Source organism: Aquirufa sp., from assembly GCF_964796385.1.
On the sequence record NZ_CBAUBA010000021.1, the window covers coordinates 1 to 18789 of the forward strand.

Annotated in this window: 14 protein-coding genes and 1 tRNA gene; 9 read left to right on the forward strand and 6 right to left on the reverse strand. The window is 40.3% G+C overall.

Translation table 11 applies throughout. The annotated features are described in order from the left end of the window. The coding region (gene lhgO, locus AC1W6K_RS07640; protein WP_481947037.1) for an L-2-hydroxyglutarate oxidase at positions 1-955 on the reverse strand (955 nt) is incomplete at its 3' end. Positions 956-1116: 161 nt separating this feature from the next. Here lhgO and AC1W6K_RS07645 point away from each other — a divergent pair. The 3 genes from AC1W6K_RS07645 to AC1W6K_RS07655 all read left to right on the forward strand — a co-directional run bounded on the left by AC1W6K_RS07645 (position 1117) and on the right by AC1W6K_RS07655 (position 3200). Continuing rightward, on the forward strand, positions 1117-2328 hold the full coding sequence (locus AC1W6K_RS07645) for an anhydro-N-acetylmuramic acid kinase (protein WP_481947038.1): 1212 nt from the start codon (positions 1117-1119) through the stop codon (positions 2326-2328). A gap of 71 nt (positions 2329-2399) precedes the next feature. After that, positions 2400-3116 carry an RluA family pseudouridine synthase gene (locus AC1W6K_RS07650; protein WP_481947039.1) on the forward strand — a complete coding sequence of 239 codons (717 nt, stop codon included), beginning with the start codon at positions 2400-2402 and terminating at the stop codon, positions 3114-3116. 12 nt (positions 3117-3128) lie between these two features. Further along, positions 3129-3200 (forward strand) — tRNA-Arg (locus AC1W6K_RS07655). A gap of 37 nt (positions 3201-3237) precedes the next feature. Here AC1W6K_RS07655 and AC1W6K_RS07660 read toward each other — a convergent pair. Further along, a complete protein-coding gene (locus tag AC1W6K_RS07660; RefSeq protein WP_481947040.1) occupies positions 3238-4215 on the reverse strand; it encodes a glycosyltransferase family 2 protein in 978 nt (325 codons plus the stop codon). A gap of 28 nt (positions 4216-4243) precedes the next feature. Further along, positions 4244-5389, reverse strand: a complete 1146-nt coding sequence (locus AC1W6K_RS07665; RefSeq protein ID WP_481947041.1) for a glycosyltransferase — start codon at positions 5387-5389, stop codon at positions 4244-4246. Positions 5390-5944: 555 nt separating this feature from the next. On the opposite strand from AC1W6K_RS07665, the gene AC1W6K_RS07670 reads away from it, so the two are divergent. Continuing rightward, a complete protein-coding gene (locus AC1W6K_RS07670; protein WP_481947042.1) occupies positions 5945-7876 on the forward strand; it encodes a T9SS type A sorting domain-containing protein in 1932 nt (643 codons plus the stop codon). Between the two features lie 85 nt (positions 7877-7961). Here AC1W6K_RS07670 and AC1W6K_RS07675 read toward each other — a convergent pair whose 3' ends face one another. Genes AC1W6K_RS07675 through AC1W6K_RS07685 form a run of 3 tightly spaced genes read right to left on the reverse strand, consistent with a single transcriptional unit; the run spans position 7962 to position 12352 of the window. Then, the gene (locus tag AC1W6K_RS07675; RefSeq protein ID WP_481947043.1) at positions 7962-8540 is read right to left on the reverse strand and encodes a response regulator transcription factor; all 579 of its coding nucleotides are present in this window, start codon (positions 8538-8540) and stop codon (positions 7962-7964) included. After that, entirely contained in the window at positions 8541-10481 is a 1941-nt protein-coding gene (locus AC1W6K_RS07680) for a tetratricopeptide repeat-containing sensor histidine kinase (RefSeq protein ID WP_481947044.1), read from the reverse strand. It lies immediately after the preceding gene. 35 nt (positions 10482-10516) lie between these two features. Beyond that, positions 10517-12352 carry a glycoside hydrolase family 13 protein gene (locus AC1W6K_RS07685; protein WP_481947045.1) on the reverse strand — a complete coding sequence of 612 codons (1836 nt, stop codon included), beginning with the start codon at positions 12350-12352 and terminating at the stop codon, positions 10517-10519. 270 nt (positions 12353-12622) lie between these two features. On the opposite strand from AC1W6K_RS07685, the gene glmS reads away from it, so the two are divergent. From glmS to AC1W6K_RS07710, 5 genes are read left to right on the forward strand one after another with little or no spacing between them, the layout of a single operon-like run. Continuing rightward, positions 12623-14458, forward strand: coding sequence for a glutamine--fructose-6-phosphate transaminase (isomerizing) (gene glmS / locus AC1W6K_RS07690; RefSeq protein WP_481947046.1), 1836 nt, complete (start codon positions 12623-12625; stop codon positions 14456-14458). Beyond that, complete coding sequence (locus AC1W6K_RS07695; protein WP_481947047.1) at positions 14455-16308, forward strand: hypothetical protein; 1854 nt, start codon at positions 14455-14457, stop codon at positions 16306-16308. Before glmS ends, AC1W6K_RS07695 begins: the two co-directional genes overlap by 4 nt. Positions 16309-16347: 39 nt before the next feature. Continuing rightward, the gene (locus AC1W6K_RS07700; RefSeq protein ID WP_481947048.1) at positions 16348-17262 is read left to right on the forward strand and encodes an ABC transporter ATP-binding protein; all 915 of its coding nucleotides are present in this window, start codon (positions 16348-16350) and stop codon (positions 17260-17262) included. Then, complete coding sequence (locus tag AC1W6K_RS07705) at positions 17259-18104, forward strand: ABC transporter permease (protein ID WP_395784903.1); 846 nt, start codon at positions 17259-17261, stop codon at positions 18102-18104. The genes AC1W6K_RS07700 and AC1W6K_RS07705 overlap by 4 nt, the downstream gene beginning before the upstream one ends. After that, positions 18104-18754, forward strand: a complete 651-nt coding sequence (locus AC1W6K_RS07710; RefSeq protein ID WP_481947049.1) for a LolA family protein — start codon at positions 18104-18106, stop codon at positions 18752-18754. Before AC1W6K_RS07705 ends, AC1W6K_RS07710 begins: the two co-directional genes overlap by 1 nt. Positions 18755-18789 lie beyond the last annotated feature (35 nt).

Consider the following 18789-nt stretch of genomic DNA (forward strand, 5'->3'; position numbering starts at 1 on the left):
AACTGCGATACATTTCACCAAGGCCCATCTCCCAATATTTAACGGCAACTTTCTGAAAGCCTGGCCAACTTAAGGTGTCCCAAAGTTCTTTGGCATTAATACCTAATTTTTTATACCCTTCTTTTTTAAATGCCAAAACGGCATTGGGTCCTGCCTCCACACCACCGCGCATCATGCGCGTAAAATGCACACCTAGGAAAGGGAAATTAGGATCGGGAACTGGGTAAATTAAATTCTTGACTAAATATTCTTTGTCTTTTTTCAACTTAAAATACTCACCACGGAAAGGGACAATGCGTATATCCAATGGCTCTTTTTGCGTCCATTGCGCCACTTGATCGGAATATAAACCGGCACAATTGATGATGAGTTTTGCCTCGTAAACTGCCTTTTCGGTTTCAATGATTGAGAAGGTAAGCCCTTTGGTAATATTGGTTACTTTTTCGCCTAAATGCATTTCACATCCATTGGCTTGAATTCCTTGGGCTAATTTTTCAGCAACTGCGCGGTAGTCGACAATTCCCGTTTGAGGGACAAACAAACCCTCTACTCCAATTACGTGTGGCTCATGTTCACGCATTTCCGCTGGTGACAATTTCTTTAACCCACCAAGGCCATTTTCCTGACCGCGTTGAAATAAAGTCTCTAGTTGCGGACGCTGCTCTTGTGTACTGGCAACAACTACTTTACCTGTTAATTCAAAAGGAATATCTTCTTTTTGACAATACTCGATTAACTGATGATAGCCTTCAATGCAATTTTTAGCTTTTAGTGAACCGGGTTTATAGTAAAGTCCAGAGTGAATAACCCCGGAATTATTACCCGTTTGATGCATGGAAACCATTTTTTCTTTTTCGAAAAGTGCGATTTTCAAACTTGGTTTTGATTCCAATAAACGGTGAGCTGTCGCGAGGCCCACAATGCCTCCACCAACGATAATTACATCTAATGCCATAAGGTAAAAAGGTAAAATAAATAAGCCCTAAAGATACGAATTCCTGCGACGGAATTATCAATTAATTATCAAGTACTTGATGAAAAATCAACCTCGCTTGGCTGTTTTTTTCGTAGCTTTGTGCACCCTCTTTTTTTTTAGCTTCGCCAAACCTCAAAGGATTGGCGAAGCTAGAGGGGTTAAGCACAAAGCTATTGAATCCACAAATTGAAAAACTTTATCGCATTGCGCAACAACCCTCCCGAGTAATCTTGGGCCTCATGTCGGGTACCTCGTTAGACGGATTAGATATGGCGCTTTGTCGGTTTACGGGCCAAGGCCTATCTACAAATTGCGAACTATTTCATTTCGATTCTGTTTCCTTTGACGAAAGCTTTAAAACTTCCATTCGTGCCGTATTTGCACAAGAAAACATCCATTTTCCGAGTCTGAGTACCCTTAACGTGCAAATTGCGCGAACACATGCCGCCATAATTTTGAAAACATTGCAAGCATGGGGTATCAGACCGGATGAAGTTGACATAATTGCCTCGCATGGTCAGACGGTGATGCACCGCCCGGATCGCAGTGGCAAGCTTCCACATTCGACGCTGCAAATTGGCGATGGGGATCATTTGGCACATTTAACTGGAATCATTACACTTTCGGATTTTCGACAAAAACATATAGCGGCAGGCGGCGAGGGTGCTCCAATAGCGATGTTTGGTGATTATTTTTTATTTACCCAAGCAGGTGAAGAACGCATTTTGCTGAACATTGGGGGCATAGGTAATTTCACCTACTTGCCGGCTAATCAAGATCCCAAAGCCATCTTGGTAACAGATACAGGACCTGGAAATACGTTGATGGATGCTTGGGTTCGTACCCATTATCCGGAAAAATCCTTTGATGAAGATGCCCAAATCGCCCGTTCGGGTAGAATAAATACAGATTTTTTAACCGCCTTATTAGGTCTTCCCTTTTTCAAAGAATCATTCCCCAAAAGTACTGGACCTGAATATTTTAACTTGGAGCGCATTGAAAAACTAGCTCCTGCCGATATTACCCCTGCTGATTTCTTAGCGACATTAACGCGCTTTACGGCAGAAAGTATCGCGCTGACAATCCAACATTACACGGGATTACATCAAGCGCATATTTATGTAAGTGGTGGTGGCGCGCGGAACCCGTTGATGATGGAGCATTTGAAAAATTTAATGCCTGGATTTACGATTCAAGATTCAGCGGTTTTGGGAATTGAATCAGCAGCAAAAGAAGCTGTATTATTCGCATTGCTTGCTAATGAAACTTTGATGGACCCGACCCCGGGAGCGGCGCGCCGACTGGGTGATTCGCCGTGGATGACGATGGGGAAGATAAGTTTACCCAATTAGAATTAAGAGGTGAGAAGTAAGAGGTGAGAGGTGAAACTCCGGACTAAAGACTAGTGACTAGCGACTGATATATGAAATACAAATTACAAGATTACATTCTTTTTGAAAACGATGATTTTATTGTCATCAATAAACCATCCGGCATAGCGACGTTGGATGAGCGAAAAGATGATTATGCCCCCAGCATTTTGCGTATCGCAAAAGTGTACTCGGAGGATGCACAGGTGGGTCACCGGCTGGATAAAGAGACGACGGGGGCTTTGGTGATTGCCAAAAACCCCGAGGCATACCGCCACATTTCCATGCAATTCGAGCATCGGGAAACGGCGAAACGCTACCATGCAGTCGTGGAAGGCATGCATGACTGGGATGGCATACTTGTAAACCTGCCCATTCTTCCACTCAAAGATGGAAAGGTGATTATTGCGCGCACAAACGGCAAACATGCGGAGACCTGGTTTCAGACGTTACGTGTTTACAAAGGCTACACACTCGTGGAATGTATGCCCATTACGGGTCGTATGCACCAAATCCGCATTCACCTAACCTGCCTTCATGCGCCGATTGTGGCAGATGAGATGTATGGCGGGAAAGAAGTCTACCTATCCGATTTGAAGCGCAATTTTCATCTTAAAAAAGACACAGAGGAGCGCCCTTTAATGCGTCGCGTGGCACTTCATGCGCACAGTTTGAGTTTTAAATTATTGGATGGAAGCCCAATTACGGTAGAGGCGCCCTACCCGAAAGATTTTAATGTATTGACCAAACAGTTAGAGAAGTTTTCGTAAATTTGCAGCCCTGGCTCCGTAGTTCAATGGATAGAATGTAGGTTTCCGGTACCTAAGATGAAGGTTCGATTCCTTCCGGGGCCACAAAATTAAAAACTCCACCAAATTTAGTGGAGTTTTTTTATGAATTTATCCCTATTATTTTGTTATTAAGTAGAAATGCAAGCATTGCTTTGTTGTATTTAATATTTTCTTCAAAAGTATATTGTGGCATTAAAAAACTAGCAAACAAGTATATTATTTGCATTAATAACAATTTAAGATAATTTTTCTTATCATGAATTCTTAAATAAATGTGCATACTTTGATGAGTAATGATTCTTTGAAAGTTCTTTTTTTTCTTCAAACCACTACCACCTCCAATATGTATAATTTTAGTGTCCTTGAGTATGAATTGGGAAAATCCAGAATCAGCAATTCTTTTTTGAAGTTCAGTTTCCTCATAATTCATAAAAAAATCCTCTGAAAACCCATTAAATTCACTAAATAGAGACTTTCTCATAAACATGTCAGCGCCTATTACTTGATCAACTTTAATATAATTTTTGTTTTCTGAATTCAAAGGAATTTTATTCTTTAAAAAGAGTAATTTAAATTTTGAACTTAACTTTGGAAAGATAAGACCAACTTTCTTTCGGAACGGAATAAGTCTAATAAATTGATTGAATAATGCTTGTTTTAAAATGGTATTGACAATAGGAAAACGTCCACCATAATTATTCATCACATAATTTTCATCAAGCAGAATACATCCTAAGGCACCAATTTTTAATTCACTTTCGTATTTTTTAAAAAAATCATGAAAATATTTTATCGAGTTTTCTATAAGTCTCGTATCCGAATTTAAAAAAAACAAAAAGTCACCTTTTGCAATATTAACACCTAGATTATTTGCTCTACCAAATCCTAAATTCAGATGTGATTTTACAATATCAACATGCGGGAAATTTTCTTTTATGAACTCTACAGAATTATCACTAGAATCATTATCAATTACAATGATTTGAAATTGTACATCTTTTGTAAATTCATAAATTGATCTTATGCACTCACATGTCAAATCTCTTGTGTTGTAATTGACAATAATTATTGAAACCATCACTTAATTATATTTTTATCCTTATTACTTATGATTTAAAATTTAGTAGCATGTCTACTATCTTATTCAATGATTTAACTTGTAATTCCTTTATTTCAAGATATCTTAAATGTGACTTCTTACTATAAAAATCATAATTTGTTATGACTTTATTTAATGCGTTCATTAGATCTACTTTATAAAAAGGCGAAAAATAAACGGGAGCATCCTTCAATATTTCAGGCATAGAACAAACATTTGAAACGAGGAGTGGCTTTCCATATTTCATTGCTTCGATTGGAGGATAACCATATCCCTCAAATAAGGTGGCATAAATGAGGCAATAAGAATTTTTCATAACATTTTCTAAATCTGAAATCGATAAATAAGGCAAACCGATATGATTAGAAAATTGCTTATAACTTTTTCCAATGGTAACCAAAAAATATTCCGGATATACTTGTGAGAATTTTTCAAAAACGAATGACGTAAAATCTACATTCTTTAATGGACGATTTGCCCCTAAAATTAGAAAATACTTTTTTTGAGATTGAATTAATTTCTCTACTTCTTTATTATCAATTTCTTCCTTTCGCAACGCTACCTTTTCTGGACTATGAATGACCAAAATATCCTTCTTAATTTCTGGAAAATAATAATTGATTGAAGTTTTTGAATACTCAGATACTGTAATAATAGTTGCATTTTCTTTTTGGGCAAATTGAAATGGGTTTATATAATGATCTTTAGTTGCTTGAAAAGTAAGGTACTTATAGATCAACCTCAACAAATGTTTTATAGATTTTTTATGTAGTTTCAAATACAGAAAATACTCTAAAAAATTGTCTTCAATTTCAATATTTGACAAATCGTGAAATACGATAAACGTTTTACAGTTTATATTTTCTAGTGAATAATATTCAAGCCGTTGGCCAATACCCACAAAAAAAATATCAATCTTATATTCATAAATAATAGTTGAAATGCTGTTATTTAATGAAATGTCAACACAAGAAAAGTTATAATTTTTTTGTAAAAATTCCGGCGATGCGGATTTATATAGTGATGGAATTTGTGAGTCAAATAGAAAAACAATTTCGTGATTAGCTTCTTCAAGCCTTTCTAAAATGGTCTCTAATATTTTGACAGTAAATTCAGCGCCTCCATTAATGATCGACCCTTGAGTTGAAATCAAATCAAATAGGATTCTTGTTTTTTTAATATTTTTAATTTTAAAGGAGTTCTACATGTTCTTATACTATTAAAACTCAGTGAATTAGTTAATAGTTTTACTTCTAAATCAGAGCAAAACTAGAAAAATTTTTTTATTAAAAGGCAAAAAATAAATTTTCGTCACAAAAAAATAACCCCATCTCGCGACAGGGTTATTTCGTTTTATAAATTGAACTATTAGGGTTAGGTATTCACTTAATTAGAACTAGGTTAAATACTAAATCAAAGTAACCAACTTCCACCCTCCGTTACAATAGGCCCTAGGCCTCATTTTTCGCATTTTTTTACGCATCTACCGTAAACTAAATTAAAATCAGACTCGCCTTTAAATTTCTTAGCTTTACGGCATTAACTAGTATCCGCAATTTTGAAATGTATTCGTGCGCTTTGTTTTCTTTTCACGCTGGTTTCCTGCCACCTAAACGCGCAACAAGTTACATTCCACCAGCTCCCCCAAAATCTACAACTCTACCCACGAAACGAAAAAAATATTGCGATAGTCCCCATATCAGGACGCATGAAATCCGGAACCCCAGGATCGATTTCCGTTCTCGTTAAAAAAAATAAAGCACCCTACGCGTACGTCAAAACCACGTTAAAATCTAGCGGGGACTTTGCCCTATCCATTCCCATTCAAGCTGAATTAGCCCAGTATCAAGTAAGTGTTTATTGGCTCAATGCCAACGACTCCACGTTCCTCGAACAGTGCGAAAATATCGTCGCAGGTGACGTGTTTCTTGTCAGTGGACAATCCAATTCTTATGCGGGGAAAGAGCACCCAAAAGTCTATAAAGGCGAATTTGCGCGCAGCTTTGGCCGAAATCCAGACTACGAAAACTACGCACCCTACCATGCTGCGGATACGCTTTGGTCCATTTCCAATAGCCCATCGGACGTTGGCCTATTCGCCTCCGAACTGCAACGCCTCCTGATTGAAAAACAAAAAGTCCCCATCTGCATCATCAACGGCGGCTCAGGTGGTTCATCCATGGAATACAACCTATTTCGAACCGCGAACCCATACGACCTAAATACCTCTAGCGGTAAACTCAATTACCGCGCGCACAAAGCTGGTGTCACCTCCCACATTAAAGCCTTCATTTACCGACAAGGCGAAAATGAAACCAGCGGTAACGCACCTGAGTGGTTGGCAAATTTCAAAAAACACGCCGAATTACTCAAAAAAGAATACCCCAGCATTCAAAAAATCTACCTTCCCCAAATCAACATCCTCCATGGTGAACTTTCGTTACAAAGCGTCATTCGCGAAGGCCAGCGATCCATCACGCAAACAGATACATTCATTCGTGGATTAGCGACCATCGGCACAAAAGGGTACGACGGCATCCATTATACCCCCGAAGGCTATGCACAAACCGCGGCAGAATTACACCGATTGATTGAAGCTGATTTATACAATCCAAAGACAAACCCCAGTATCGAAAGCCCTAATATCCAACGGGCCTACTTCGCGAGTAAAGACAAGCGAAAAATAATTCTTGAATTTGACAAAGGCCAAAACCTGAAAATTCCCGCCGATTCAACCGTAACAGATTGGAAGGGAAATAAACTAACGCAAAGCCTAAAAAACAATTTTTTCTTCGCCCCGATCGCATTTCCCGATGCCAGATTTAGCGAATTAATTGATATTCAAGCAAAAGCCAACGAGCTTACTTTGCTGCTTTCGAAAGCTCCTGCGACAGACACGCTCGCCTACACGCCGTCATTTTACAACCATCCCAAAGGCTATCAAATCGCTGCACCACTACTCGTCAACCAAAATGGCATGCGGGCATTTGCATTCGACCATTTTTTGATTGAACCCTATGATTCTTATTTTGATGACGATGCCGATGGGTATGTCAATGCGAAGGACCAATGCCCCAATACTAGCCCCAATAATCCAGTTGACAAAAACGGTTGTGCCTCTGACCAACGAGACACCGATGCAGATGGGATGGTGGACAAAGTAGATGATTGCCCATTCGAAAAGCAATTACCCATTCCGGTAATTAGCCTAAACGAAAACACCCTCAGCTCATCAGCTGCCGGATCATACCAATGGTTTAAAAACGGTGTTTTAATGGCTGGTGAAACCAAGCAAATGCTAACCGTAAACGAATCAGGTAACTATGCCGTTGAAATCAAAAGTGCCATGGGATGTTTCGTACCTAGATCGGCGAGCCAACAAGTATTCATCTTGGGAAAAGAGAAGCCCGCAGCCATTCGAATTTTTCCGAATCCGGCACAGGATTTTTTACAATTGGATTTTGACGCTTTAGCTTATCCAAATCTACAGGTACAACTAATTGACCTGCAAGGAAAAGTTTGGTGGGAAAAATATCAGGTAGACGCAAATCAGCGCATTCCATTGAGCCAAGTACCACTTGGAATCTATGTAGTAAAATTCAACCACGGACTAGAATCCGTCAAGATTTTAAAGCAATAAAGTAACATTGTATTCTAGAACTGAAGTTAGCGCATCAAAGAAATAATATGATTGTTGCGTATACAAGGAGACCCGGGGCTCATTTTTACATGTTTTTCAAGGCCCAAGAAAGCAAACTATTGTTCTCATTGGACAAACCTATTTTTTTTGTCATGTGATACCGATGGTTTTTAACGGTTTTTTCAGAGATAAAAAGCAATTCTGCTATTTCCTTCGTTTTCTTTTGAGCAGCAATTAATTCCAAAATTCGCCGCTCAGCCGGTGTAAAATCATGCCCAGCACCCGATTTTTTATTGATTGTCTTAAAAGCTATTTCAACTGAAATTCGAATTTGACTTTCGTTCCATGGTTTAACCAAGTAATTAATTGGACTCGTATCATTCGTTTGATCCAAATGAGTTCGATCTCCAAATGCCGTCAAAAAAATCACCTCTAGCGAAGGAATTACATTTTTGGCATCCAACGCAAAATCGATGCCCGTTTTACCCCCACCTAAATCAATATCACAAATAGCCAGCTGAGGCTTCCAACTGAGCAAAACACGCATTGCATCAGCATAATTATGTGCAAATTGAACCTCATACCCACATTTTTCTAAGATTTCGTGCAGATCCACAGCAACAATCACCTCATCTTCTAAAACTAATATCCGATTACGTCCCATCTATAAATATTTAAACGTTATTTGGTGAATCACCCCCCCATTCACATGCACCTTATGAGTCGCACCCATTTGCGTACACATAAGCGCAATTAACTTCATGCCTAATTGGCCCGAGTTAGTCAAATCAGCTTCTTTTCCTAGTCCATTATCGGATATAAGGATCGAAAGATCCGCTTTAATTAACTGCACCTTAATCTGTAATATATTAGCCTGAGAACCCGTAAATGCATATTTAAATGCATTGGAAATGATTTCATTTAATATCAGGCCAAATGAGGTGATTTTCTCCAAACTCAAGCGAAGTGAAGTATCGATCTCATAGTGAATGGTAACGGGAGACTCCTCCTCTTTTTGGAAAACGGAAACTAAATGAACCACCAACGTTTGGATGTATTCATTGACATTGACAAATTCAAATTCGTGGGTATCATGTAAATTGGAATGGACCAACGCAAAGGTCTGAATGCGATTTTGCATGGACCGAATGAGCTCAATAGACTCTTTATTTCGGACACGTCGTTTTTGTAGATTCAACAGACTATAAATCACCTGCAAGTTATTCTTAACACGGTGATGTAATTCCTTGAGTAAAATTTCGTTCCGACTATTCTGTAGAACGATTTGTTCTGCTCGCACTTTCAATAAGTATTTTTGGCGAATGATGATAAAGGAGACGAGGACCGAAACCAGCATAATGATCACTAACAAGATCAAACTGCGTACTTGAATTTGCTGTACTTCGGAAATTTTTGTCAACTTCATTAGGTCGTTTTTGGAGGCCAATAACTCCGCTCGGCGCTTCGTAACTTCTAATTGGCCCAGCAATAAAACCGATCTATTTCGATTCATCGTCTCACTCAAACTATCTTGATATTGGTGTTGTGCATTTAAATAAAAAAAAGCCGTATCCGATTGATTGACAGATTTATGATAGGATGCAAGCGTTGCCAGTAATTCTATTTTCAGTGGCCGAATAACTTTCCCCTTAAAATATCGGTTCGCGGAGTCTAAATAAATTTTAGCTTTCGGGTATTGTTTTGCCTGAATGTAACATTGACTTAAAACAATCATACTTTGAATTTGATGATCAATGTCATCCCGCGTTAGCGCTAAATCTTCCTTTAAAGTCTCAATTGCACGCGTGTAGTTTCCCTTCTTAACGCGACACATCACGAGCTTTCCCTTAAAATCTCCCCGCCAATAATCTAATTCACGTGGCAAAAATTGCTTCGTCTTTTTATTCCATTCAATCAGCATTTTGACCTGTATAGATCCTTCATTATATAGCTGAATAGCTTGGTCGTATTGACCATTGATAAAGTATAAATTACCTAATCGATTACAATAATAAGCACGCCGAATTTCTAAATCTGCTGGATAGGGCTGATTCGCTTTAAAATCTTTGATAGCTTCTTCAAATAGGCCGCAGTCACGGTATATTTCCCAAAAAGTTTTAATATAGCCCAATTGAATCCGTTTCTGCCGAATTAAAATCGCTTTTTCCATTAGGTTTTTACCCCGATATTCCTCCTCCAAATTGACATAGACATCTCTCCGGTAATGAACCGGAACTAGCCACAAATGCGCATGAAGCCATTCAAGCAAAGGAAGTCCTTCCTCGAATTTAGCCTGATTGTGGTATACTGTGGAAAGTGTCAACAAAACACGCGCAATTTTCCGAACGTCCTTTGCCTTACGGGCCGCCTGTAAATGACCTAAAAGTATAGCCTGAAGATCGGCTACATTTGATAATGAAAAATAATTGCCATTCACTCGATACTGCTGATCCCAATCCTTCCAAATGGTTTCAAAATCAGCAAATTGGCTATGTCTAGCAAACTTACTCGGATTATATCCATCATTCGCCGCATTCGAAATATGGCTTCCTAAACATACAAATAGGAGAATAGCCATAAAACCGTAATCGATTTTACGAAACATATTAATTATTTTAGAACTAGGACCCTTGTGGGATTTTATTTTACTTCCAATATCATCGCCGTTTTTCCAGCGATGCTTATTTGATTTCCTAAGGTAAACTGATTATCTGTCAAAACCTCACTCATGGTGGCGCCAGGTTTAATCATTTCAGCATAGCGCGCTACATCAAGTACTTTTTCTTGGGTATTTTTATTTAAAACTACCATCACTTTGCCTGAATTCGTGTATCTAAAATAGACATAAACTCCGTTCTCTGGGCCAAAATGAAGCAATTTGCCCTCGTGAATAACTGAGTTATTCTTACGCCAGTTTAAAAGTTTTTTAAAAAAATCCTGCGTGCTTTTCTCGTCGGCCGTAAACCCACGCTGGGTTTGGGCATCTTTGTCATCGCCAGGCCAGCCGCCATAAAAATCTCCCCGAATCTCGCCATGCTCACTGCTATTTGGATTTGACATCAAATTCTCAGTACCATAAAAAATCTGTGGAATGCCACGCGTGGTCATTAAAAACGTGATGCCCATGCGAAATAAGGCTTGGTCATGTTTCACTTGGGTATAAAAACGAGACATGTCATGATTGTCGCCAAATACCACCAAATTAGCTGGATTGGCATAAATCAAATCACTCGACAATACACTGTAAATCTTATTCAATCCTTTTCCCCAGTCTTGATCATTTTCGTTCATCGATTCTGTCAAGGCATTCTGCAATGGGAAGTCCATTAATGCTGGCAAGGACGATTTAAATCCATCCCGGTTCACTTTCCCCTTTTGCCAATAGGACGTGATGATTGGATTCGACGACCATTCTTCACCTACCAGATTGAGGTTAGGGTATTCCGCCAAAACAGCATCTGACCATTGTGCCGCAAATTGCTTCTCGGAATAAGGGTACGTATCAATACGAATGCCTCCCAAATGGGCATATTCAATCCACCAGATCGTATTTTGGATCAAATATTTGGCCATAAATGGATTTTTTTGATTCAAATCAGGCATGGCGGGCACGAACCAACCTTCTGACTGCATCTTCGCGTCGAATTTGGACACGTGTGGATCTTGCACCGTTTCTCTACGATGGGTGGTTGAGACAAACTTTCCGTCGAAATTTATCCAATCCTTGAATGGAAAATCTTTCATCCACCAGTGGCCATCACCACAGTGATTTAACACAACATCCATGATGAGTTTAATGCCTTTTTGGCGTGCCTTATCCGCTAGATTTTTATAGTCATTATTTGTCCCAAAACGGGGATCAATCGCATAATGATCTGTAATTGCGTATCCGTGGTAACTTTCCTTCGCTTGATTATTGGTTTGAACTGGCAAACTCCAAATCGCTGTGAAGCCCATGTCATGAATGTAATCTAATCGGTCTGATATCCCTTTTAAATCACCTCCATGCCGACCGTACATTTCAGCGCGGGCAGGATTCGGTTCGCGGTATCCGGGAGCTGCATCATTGGATGGGTCTCCATTCGCAAAGCGATCCGGGGTAATTAAATAGATCACGTCTTTTGTGCTAAATGAAGGGCGATTTGCGGAATTTTTTTCGCGTGCTTTTAATAGATAATCAATATGATGAATGACTTTTCCTCCTTTTTTTATCTCAATCGGGTATGACCCCGCCGGGGTGTTTTTCGTGATTTCAAAGTCGATAAAAAGGTAATTTGGGCTGTCGGCCGAATGCACTTTCACGATCTTTAAACCTGGTTTTTTAGCTATAATTTCACTCCCTTTTATGTCCTTCCCGTGGACCATTAGCTGTAATTGGGTATTTTTCATACCGGTCCACCAGCTGAGTGGTTCGACCCGTAAATCTTGTGCATGCAGGGAAATCGATACGAATAGAAATATTATAAGTTTCTTCATGAATTTAGGGTGTTTTCGCCAGGTTGTCGGGGTCAAGACCCCAACAACCTGAAGCGTGAAATTAGGTAAAAATAGCCCAAAAAAGTGCACTATTTGGATTAAATAGGTGAAAATTATCAGGTTATAGGTAGTTAAAGTGGCCAAAAATTTGTTTTTTGGGGTAACGCTGCCGGGGTCTACGACCCCGGCAGCGTTTACCGGTTTCTTGCATTTAAGCCGATATTTAAAGATATTTGTGCTTCTAAAATTCGCCCTAAATAATCAATCTATATGTGTGGAATTGTTGCTTATATTGGCCATCAAGCCGCATACCCCATAATTCTAAAGGGATTAAAACGCTTGGAATACCGTGGATACGACAGTTCAGGTATTGCATTGTTTGGCCAAAAGGTAATTAGCTTCAAACGAAAAGGCCGGGTAGCCGAATTAGATGCTTGGACAGAAACCATCACACAAACCGCAACCGTAGGAATCGGGCATACACGCTGGGCAACGCACGGCGAACCATCCAACGCAAATGCCCATCCACACAAATCAAATTCGGGTAAATTGACCTTAGTCCACAACGGGATCATCGAAAATTACGCCTCGCTAAAACAAGAATTAATCCAAAAAGGATACACGTTCGAAAGCCAAACTGACACCGAAGTGCTCGTTAATTTTATTGAAGAAATTCAAAAAAACAACCAGTCATCACTCGAGGAAGCCATGCGCATCGCACTTAAACGCGTTGTGGGCGCATACGTGATCATCGTCATCGAAGAGGGCTTTCCTAATCGCTTGATTGCGGCACGTAAAGGAAGTCCGCTCGTGATCGGTGTGGGAGAAGGCGAACATTTTCTAGCCTCGGACGCCTCGCCCATTATCGAGTATACGAAGCAAGTAATTTATGTGAATGACTATGAATTGGCCATTATTTCCCCGGATGAAATCATCCTGAAAAACTTGGGAAATGAACCGATTACGCCATACATCCAACAGCTCGACATGGAATTAGCCCAAATTGAAAAAGGCGGTTATGACCATTTTATGTTGAAAGAAATTTTCGACCAACCGGCCAGTTTGACGGATTGTTTGCGAGGCCGACTAGACAGCGAGAAATTAACGCTGACATTGGCAGGGCTAGAACAGCACTTATCTGTTTTTGCGCAAGCCAAACGCATTGTTATTGTTGCCTGCGGAACCAGCTGGCATGCCGGTCTCGTGGCCGAGTACATGATCGAAACCCTTTGTCGGATCCCCGTCGAAGTTGAATACGCTTCCGAATTCCGTTACCGAAACCCAGTTATCGGACCAGGAGACATCATTTTAGCCATCTCTCAAAGTGGAGAAACGGCGGATACCTTAGTTGCCATTGAACGTGCAAAAGAACAAGGTGCCTTTATTTTTGGCGTGGTCAATGCGGTAGGTTCATCCATTGCACGCTTGTCGCACGCTGGTGCCTACACGCATGCCGGACCGGAAATTGGCGTGGCTTCTACAAAGGCATTTACGGCCCAGCTGACCGTCCTGGCTATGATGGCTATGAAAATTGGTAAGGCAAAAGGCACATTGGCCGAAGCCGAATATGTGCGTTTGATCGCTGAATTGGCCTTGATTCCTGAAAAAGTAAAAACAACGCTAGCGACCCATGAGGCAATCAAGAAAGTAGCCAAACACTACGCAGACGCACGTGATTTCTTATTCCTGGGACGGGGATACAATTTTCCAGTAGCCTTGGAGGGTGCGCTTAAGTTGAAAGAAATTTCATACATCCACGCAGAGGGCTACCCCGCTGCCGAAATGAAACATGGCCCCATTGCCTTGGTAGACGAAAATTTACCCGTCTTATTCATCGCAACCAAAGATGCTTACTACGAAAAAATCGTATCAAATATCCAGGAAATTAAGGCCCGAAAAGGCAAAGTGATCGCGGTAATTTCCGAAGGAGATACCCTCATCCGAAGCATGGCAGATCATGTAATGGTCGTGCCTGAAGTGGATGAACTTTTGGCGCCATTGATTAGTGTATTACCCACCCAGCTTTTATCGTATTACATTGGGGTGGAGCGTGGATTGGATGTAGATAAACCAAGAAATTTGGCAAAAAGTGTTACCGTGGAATGATGACCGAAAAAACATATCAACGCATTTTTTTAGCATTTTTTGCGCTCCTGGCTTTTTCGCTAATTTCACCCATAAATTATGCAACTTCAGGTTTGGATCAGAGCTGGACGCAGGCGATTTTGTTATTGACCAAACAAGGCAAAACTTTTGGCCAAGATTTAATTTTCACCTACGGGCCACTCGGCTATCTTTCATTTAAATTACCTCCAGAACATGCGTCGGTCATCCCAATTTTACTCGTTGATGGGATCGCAATTGGGCATTTTGTTTTCTTACTCACGCTTGCCTTTGAACGATTTCCAGGAAAAAAATGGATTTATCCAGCCATAATTGGACTAATTATCTTGCTGCCTTGGGGATTTTTTGCGGATTTAAGTTTCACTTATTTCTACTTTTTTATCTTTTGGATGCTATTTGCTCATTATAGAGGAAAAACGAACGCGACTTGGGCAGCGCTCCTCATCGTGATTTTGTTATTTTTCATCAAAGTCAACATCAGCATAATCGTCTTTTCTTTATTCGTTTTCAATTCAATTATCCTGGGTTTGACCCAAAAAATGACATGGAAATTAGTTGGCCTACAGAATCTAGCACTTATAGTCGGGATATATTTGAGCTCCATATACTTGCATGTTGACCTATTCAATTACCTAGCTTTCACGCTTCCGTTGATTAATGGCTACCAAGACAGTATGGCGACCATCATTATTTCCACCAGCGGACTAATCGGGCTTTTATTCGTTGAGTGCTTGATTATCGGGGTATTTTGTTGGCAAATTTTCGTCTTAAAAACTTCTTTCAAACACAATTTTTATCTCTATTTGTTACTTGCGATCGTTTTATTTTTAGGATTTAAGCAAGCTCATACGGCCATTTCAAACCCCAATCTTTTTGGTTTTTTCCTGCTGATACCGATGGTCAATGGACTACTATTTTTATTTTGCGACCGAAAATATACGGCACAAATAGGCGGGGGATTCGTGCTTGTTTTAGCAATCAATTTACTAGCGACCCAATACATCCGGTTTGCAGATGGCAACTATTCCGCCCAAGGCTACTTGGCAACATTCCGTCCCGTAAATATTAATCCAATCCACTATTTCGAAAAACTTTTTGGCTACCAATACGCCAAAAACTTTGACGAAAAACCGCTCCAATTGCCAGAAAGGATTAAAACTAAAATTGGCCAACAGACCGTTGACATACTTCACAACGACGTTTCATACATATTCTTCAACAAACTGAATTACAATCCGAGACCTATCATACAGACCTATTCCGCCTATACCGCGGAGTTAATGCAACTCAATGGCAGAAAATATGCGAGTGCCTCCGCACCAAATTTTGTCTTGTTTAAACTAGATCAATTCAGAGAACAAAACCCTTTTTGGGCTGATACAGATGTTAATTTTGAATTGTTGAAACGATATTCCGTAAACGACCAATTTACGGTAGGTAAGGATACACTTTTGTTATTTCAAAAAAATAGTACAGCAGCGCGGGTAGAAAATTTTGTTTATCGGCTGCCAACAATCAAGCAGGATCTATTCATTCCGCTTCTACAAAAAAATGCACCCTATCGGATGATTGCCAACCTCGAATACAGCATATGGGGGAAACTTTGCCGGTTTATTTTTCAGCCCCCGTACATGTATTGCACCGTCTACTACGCGGATGGAACGCAGAAAGAATACCGCGTCATCGATAAAATCTTGAAAGGTGGAGTGATTGTGAATAAAAGAGTCGTGACCCAACAAGAACTCGCAACCTTCTACACGCACAAGGGAGAAAAAAACACGAATGTCAAAGGCATCAAATTTCATACCCGGTTTCCGTGGGCTTATTTATAAAAAAAGAAACAATTTTTCCTCACAGCGTGTTACGCTACCATGTCTGATTCGATTATTTCCATCCAGCACTTAGCCAAAAATTTTGGTACTTTTCAAGCCGTCCGTGACGTAAATATTCAGGTCAATCGCGGAGATGTCTATGGATTTCTTGGGCCAAATGGCGCCGGAAAAAGTACCACCATGCGCTGCATGCTATCGCTCATCCAACCTGATGCGGGTGATATTTCACTTTTTGGCTTACCACTTGCCTCCAATCGTACAAAAATTCTACGGCGCGTAGGTAGCCTCATCGAAAAGCCTGATTTTTATAAATTCCTCAGCGCTTACCGTAACCTAGATTTATTTTCCCGCATTTCCGGTGCACCATCTACGAAAAAAGAAATCTACCAAATGCTCGAATTCGTAGGTCTTGAAGGGCGCGAAAAAAATCAAGTAGGTGGATTTTCCCATGGCATGCGCCAGCGACTTGGCATTGCCCAAACATTATTACATAATCCAGATCTCATTGTTCTCGACGAACCTACTACCGGACTTGATCCGCAAGGAATCATCGATATGCGCAACTTGATTTTGCGCTTGAAAAATGAACAACAAAAAACGATTGTTTTCTCCTCACACAATCTCAGTGAAGTAGAAATTATCTGCAACAGAATGGTGATTATTCACCAGGGAAAAAGCGTGGTCGAAGGAAATGTGAAAGAATTGTTAAACGAGGAAGACCAAATCATTCGAATTCAAACGCAAGAAGATGCGATTTCTAAAGGCATCGCTATCGTTGAAAAATATCCAAATGCTCAGGTGAAGAAAATCGGCAGCGACACCATTGAGGTCACCTTGCAAAAAGAATTGATTCCAGAGGTAAATCGCCAACTGATCGAAGCCGGAGTACCCATTTTTTCAATTGAATCGAAACGGAAATTAGAAGATTACTTCATCAACTTACTTGCCTCATGATATTTTTCCATAGCACCCGAAACGAGTTGATCAAAATCGCGCTGAAACCCCGCAGTTATTTAGGACTTGCGGCAATTACGGGTTTGGTAGGCATTATTTTATTTGCATTGATGGCAGATGGAATGTCCATGATTTCATTCGTCACAGCCTCTTTTGAACAAACACTACGCTTTGAAGGCAAGGTACTCAACGGCAATTTAGTGGCATTTATCATCCTACAGATGCTTATTGTGCACATTCCACTGCTAGTTGCCCTAGTCACCGGCGACCTCATTTCGGGTGAAGCCGCCATGGGAACCTTGCGCATGCTCATGACCAAACCGATTACACGGACCCAACTCCTCATGTCCAAATTCCTAGCCGGTGGTATCTATACGTTTTTGATCGTATTGTGGTTGGGCTTTATGGCGGTTGGGATTGGTCGATTTTTATTCGGACCAGGAGATTTAATGGTACTGAATTCCGATGGGCTCGTTATTCTTCAAGAAGGTGACGTTATGTGGCGATACGCCGGTGCATTTTGTGTTGCCTTTTTAGCCTTGTTGACCATCAGCTCCTTATCCATTTGCTTATCCTGTTTCTCCGATAATTCCATCGGCCCCATCGTAAGTACGATGGCCATTATTCTGTTATTTACGATTATTGGCACCTTGGATGTGCCCGTTTTCGATACGATTCGCCCGCTATTATTTACGACCCATATGGCTGCTTGGCGTTCCTTTTTTGAGGACCCAATTCCGTGGCAACAAATCAAAGAATCTATCGGAATCCTCGTGGCACATAACGCCTTATTTATTGGCCTTTCTGTCATTACTTTTCACCGCAAAGACATCACAGTATAATGAAATATTGGCTTTTAATTTGTTTTCCGTTTTTCGCTTCGGCCCAACAAGCAGACGAGCTTTTTGCACGATTGACTCAAAAATTCAAGCAGGTGCATCACTATGAAGTCGTCGCTCAAATCAAGCCAAATATTCCGCTAATCAAGATTTTACCGGTAAAAGTAAACGTGCAATTCACCTATCCCAATACCTATAAAATCAAATCGGCCGGCATCTCCATCCTACCGAAAAACGGATTCTCTGAACTGCCCTTGCTTTTCAGTCAGCCCAATCAATTCACAGCCATCGCATCCGGAAACGAAGTAATTCAAGGTGTGCGTGCGGAAATCATCACGTTGTTGCCACGCGCAAATGAAGGGGATTTAGTACTAGCCAAAATCTGGGTGGATACCCAATCCATGCTCATCCTAAAATCGCTGATAACCAGTAGGTCAAACGGGACCATCCTGAGCGAATTTGAATATACGAGTGAGAAATCCTGGGGTTTACCCGCACGTATGAAATTCACGATTGACGTGAAAAAATTTAAAATTCCGAAAGGGGTAGCCACAGATATTAATCGCACAAGCCGACAAGTAGATGATGGGAAAAGCACAAATAAGGGCTTTATCATTGTAGAGTTTTCGCAGTATCAAATTAACCGGAATTGAAAAATTTAGATATTCTATTTATATTTAAGAACTAA